This is a genomic window from Rubritalea sp. (assembly GCF_051252225.1).
GTDB lineage: Bacteria > Verrucomicrobiota > Verrucomicrobiia > Verrucomicrobiales > Akkermansiaceae > Rubritalea.
This window is the reverse complement of record NZ_JBPOGE010000037.1, coordinates 1-2,971: the sequence shown is the minus strand read 5'-3', so window position 1 is coordinate 2,971 and position 2,971 is coordinate 1. Positions and strand designations below refer to the sequence as shown.

Below are 2,971 nucleotides of genomic sequence, written 5' to 3'. Positions count from 1 at the left end.
CCATTCAGATCACTCACCACCCCATCTTCAAACAGGACGAACTTGGTAAGATCATTTTAGTACATTCCTAAACCCAAGTACGAATCCAGATTAGTCTTTCCAGAATCACCTGGTTCCCTTTAGTTTGTCTCATCCAGATTAGGTGTACGCGACCAGCACATCTAACGCATCGACTTCGCTAACAAGACGCTGCACCCAATCCCTTCACCGCCGAGAGTCGAGCCATTTCCAATCTCCAAACATTAACCCAAACCCAAAGCGCGCTGAGAGTTCAGTGATTGGTGTGCTTTACGTTAGACTAAATATGAGGCCATCCAAACATACTTGCCCCAATTGCGGACATTCAATGGTTTCAGTAGAAGCAGCTCTCAATAGAGGATTATTTAATACCCTTCTTACTGGATTCGGTAGTTCACAACTTGAATTCAGAAGACCTAAATGTAAGTGGATCAAATTTATGATTCCGAGCCGTTCTGCTCAGGCCTCCTATTGCGAATCCTGCGGTAGTTTACTAATTGCACCTTCTCTTCAAGATCACAGGAACTCTCTTAATCTAGACTAATCGCAGCTCAAAATTGCCTTATCTAACAAGACGCTGCACCCAATCCCTTCACCGTCGAGACGCGAACCAATTTCCCAAATTCAAACATTAACCCAAAAACAAAGTGCGCTGAGAGTTCAGTGATTGGTGTGCTTTACGTTAGCCTAAAAAACAACCCACATATCTACCATGAATACATCTGAATCAGGCGCTCCTATTCTAAGACACGAAGCAAGAAAAACAGAATTCACACCCGTTATAGGTGATGGTGAGTCAATAGATCTAATTTCTGACCATATCGAACAACACATCGGTCCAATCTCTAACGTATTTCATGAGATTATATCAGACCTAATCCACATAGATATTCACATAGTCGAGCCCACCTCTTCCAGAAACTTCTATACACTGGTCACCTCTGGCATGTCTGATCTAGCGATGAGCCCACCGGAAGATTATAAGGATCTGGCATACTCAGAACTAATGATTTCATTACCTCCTGATTGGCCATTATCTGAAGAATCTCTGAAAGACGAAAGTAACTACTGGCCACTCAGAATGCTCAAGACTTTAGCTAGATTCCCACATGAGTACCAAACTTGGTTGTGGTCTTTACACACCATTCCTAATGGTGACCCTGCAGAACCATACGCTCCTAATACTAACATGACTGGTATTATGCTTATACCTCCAATTCTTCTACCTGAAGAGTTCTATGAATTGAAGGCTCCCGATAAAACAATACATTTTCACAGTATCATTCCTCTGCACACTAACGAGATTGAACACAAACTCAAACATGGAGCTGAATCTCTTTTTGATGGGTTTGATAGTAACAATATATCGGAACTTCTTAATCCCGGGAGAGCTAGCGTACTAAAGAAGAAGTCATGGTGGCCGTTCGGAAGAAACTGACTTTGGCTAACAAGACGCTGCACCCAATCCCCTCACCGTCGAGACGCGATCCAATTTCACAATTCAAACATTAACCCAAAACCAAAGCACGCTGAGAGTTCGGTGATTGGTGTGCTTTACGTTAGCGTGGATTTGAAGATTTTAGGAAGTAGATCGTTCAGTTGACGTATCGCTTCTATTCAGGTGACACATCACCCCATCTTCAAGCAGGACGAACTTGGTAAGATCATTTTAGTACATTCTTAAACCCAAGTACAAATCCAGATTAGTCTTTCCAGAATCACCTGATTTCTCTTAGTTTGTCTCATCCAGATTAGGTGTAAGCGACCAGCACATCTAACGCATCGACTTGTCTAACAAGACGCTGCACCCAACCTCGTACCGCGGTTGAGCGCGACTTACCTTTCTCTACATTCACACATAAATCTAAACCCAAAGCTTTCTGGTCGAGTACTCGGTTGGTGTGCTTTACGTTCTGCTAAATTTGAACATTTCCCACTTAAGCACTCCTCAGCTTGTTCGACTTCGATCTCAGCGGATAAAATCTCCATTTGGACATTCAATCACGCCAGTTAGCTAAGTTCCGATTTCTAAAGGAAGTTGATTCACGGAGGATTATTCATTCCTGACATTTTCCGAAGATCCACTTTGGCTTTTCCATTCAGAGTAATTAGCGGTTTCAGTTTCGATCCCTCACATTTCAGACTCTCGGCTTGTGCGCTCAATTCTCCGTAGCCATTCCTCCACTCTCTATTCTCTGCTTTTCAACACGGCAGTTTCACTCATATTCATCCTGTTCCTTCTCTAAATCGCCTTGCAGAACAAGACGCTGCACCCAACCTCAGACCGCGTTTACGCTTTTCAAAATCTTCACTACACTCAAACTCTAAACTCACAAACAAGCTTTCTGGCCGTGTCTTCGGTTGGTGTGCTTTACGTTATGCTAAAAATGAACAGCTTCCTCAAATATAAGACATTTATAGAAGAGAATCTGGAAAAAGAACAGATTCACGCTCCTGCACAATTCCTGGGGTGTAAATTTATCCGCTGCAACTTTAGTAGGGCCAAAATCAGCACAAATATTGGTAACAAATTCGAAGACTGTAACTTCAATAAAACAAACTTCTCTGAATCAGTACTTCGCGGACACTTCAAACATTGTAACTTCACCAATGCTAATCTTTCAAGAACACGAGCATCTGAGGTCATATTTGAGCACTGTACATTCATAAATACTAACTTCACAAAAATTCAGTATCACTGGATTACCTTCAGAACATGTAGATTCGAATCATGCACTTTCAAAAAGGGTGAAGTTGGCAGCACAAAGTTTGAAAACTGTAATTGGAGAGATAATTCGGTCGTTGATGTGTTTTCTGAGAACACCCAATTCCCTGAGTAGCTTTATAGTACATAGCCCCTACACCATAAATTGCATTTGCATAACAAGACGCTGCACCCAACCTCAGACCGCGTTTACGCTTTTCAAAATCTTCACTACACTCAAACTCTAAA

General features: G+C 42.1%; 3 protein-coding genes. 2 read left to right on the top strand and 1 reads right to left on the bottom strand.

The genetic code is table 11. From position 1 onward, the window contains the following. Positions 1–730: 730 nt before the first annotated feature. Both ACSHX2_RS15215 and ACSHX2_RS15210 read left to right on the top strand, forming a co-directional pair. Entirely contained in the window at positions 731–1,456 is a 726-nt protein-coding gene (locus ACSHX2_RS15215; protein ID WP_435693809.1) for a suppressor of fused domain protein, read from the top strand. 940 nt (positions 1,457–2,396) lie between these two features. Beyond that, a complete protein-coding gene (locus ACSHX2_RS15210) occupies positions 2,397–2,858 on the top strand; it encodes a pentapeptide repeat-containing protein (RefSeq protein WP_435693810.1) in 462 nt (153 codons plus the stop codon). On the opposite strand, the gene ACSHX2_RS15205 is transcribed toward ACSHX2_RS15210, so the two are convergent. Next, a partial coding sequence (locus tag ACSHX2_RS15205) for a hypothetical protein (protein WP_435693811.1) occupies positions 2,758–2,971 on the bottom strand: 214 nt, incomplete at its 5' end. The genes ACSHX2_RS15210 and ACSHX2_RS15205 overlap by 101 nt on opposite strands.